Here is a 1,261-nt window from a genome sequence, read left to right as displayed (position 1 = left end):
TCTCTGCATGCTTTGTTATATTTACAAGCGGTAAAACTGCACATAAATAATAAATTTCTGAGTTTTTGATTTCCCATTTTACTAATTCTTGGTCGTCCTTTTACACTGCTTCCACTTTGCCGAATCATTGGAGTAAGACCTGCGTAACTACACAGTTCACCTGCACTTGAAAAACGCTCAAATCCACCGGTTAGAACAATTAACATAATGGCTGTTTTTCTACCAATTCCAGGTATCGTTTTTATACGCGTAAATAAATCTTGATGTGACTCTTTTACCAATAACAACAACTTATCTTCTAAAGTTTTTATCTCTTTATCAAGCTGTCTCAAACTGCGTTTTAAGGACCTGACAACAACTTTACTCGGCTCACCCAAAACAGATTCTCCATGCAGTTTATTCTTTAACATAGTTCTCTGTTTTGTATACACAGAAAGGGCTCTGGTAATTTGAAGAACTTCCTGAGATTCTTCAGAACTACCTTTCCAAAGTTTTAGTTCTACTTGCTCAGCGTAAGCACAAATAAGCTTTGAATCGCTCTTATCCGTCTTGATCTTAGATAGTCCCATTTGGATAAAGCGTTTTACGGCCAAGGGATTTTCAACAGATACCTTTTTATTATTTTCAAACAAATAATAAGCCAGTTGGTAATGATAATAACCCGTGGCTTCCATCACACAATGACTATTACAATTTAAGAGCTTTATGAACTTCTTAAAGCCTGAAACTTTGTTTTTAAACTGATAGTAATTGCCATCAGAGTCTGTGACATCAAAAACCAAATGGCTGATGTCAATACCAAAATATTTAATATCTTTATTCGTAGAAAAATGTTTTTTTGAAAGGACAATCTACGCGAGTTTCAACGACTTAAAATCGAGGTCTAAAAGCCTCACAGAACTGTTCGAAATCTGAGTAGAAAAGAGAGGGGATTTACAATGTTGACGAAGTCTAAAGCTTCTGCGTGTATATTAACCTTAATCCTCTCTTTTGTTCTTTCTAATTTATATGCCTTAATTTAGTGTTTTTATTAAAGTGCTAACTTAAGCCGTATATAAAAAATGCGTAGTTTAGTGCTTAATCAAAAGGAAAGCGCGTGTTTGCTTTCAACTGATTTTCGTTCCGAAAATCCGCTGACACAAACACGCACTTTTCATATACAAACACGTTGGCTTTAATGCTGGAGCAAGTTTGCGCGAATGAAAAAAGCCTGGTTTAGTTTTCGGATTTTTTCTAGAATTTTAAATAAGTAAAAACCGAA

At 34.8% G+C, this 1,261-nt stretch carries 1 protein-coding gene; it reads right to left on the bottom strand.

What is annotated here, in order from left to right; all coding sequences use genetic code 11:
* On the bottom strand, positions 1-851 hold an 851-nt coding region (locus tag OS188_RS14685), incomplete at its 3' end, for an IS110 family RNA-guided transposase (RefSeq protein ID WP_267149604.1).
* Between the last annotated feature and the right edge of the window lie 410 nt (positions 852-1,261).

The organism is Xanthomarina sp. F1114, assembly GCF_026410255.1.
Lineage (GTDB): Bacteria > Bacteroidota > Bacteroidia > Flavobacteriales > Flavobacteriaceae > Xanthomarina.
This window is presented reverse-complemented; position numbering and strand designations above follow the sequence as displayed.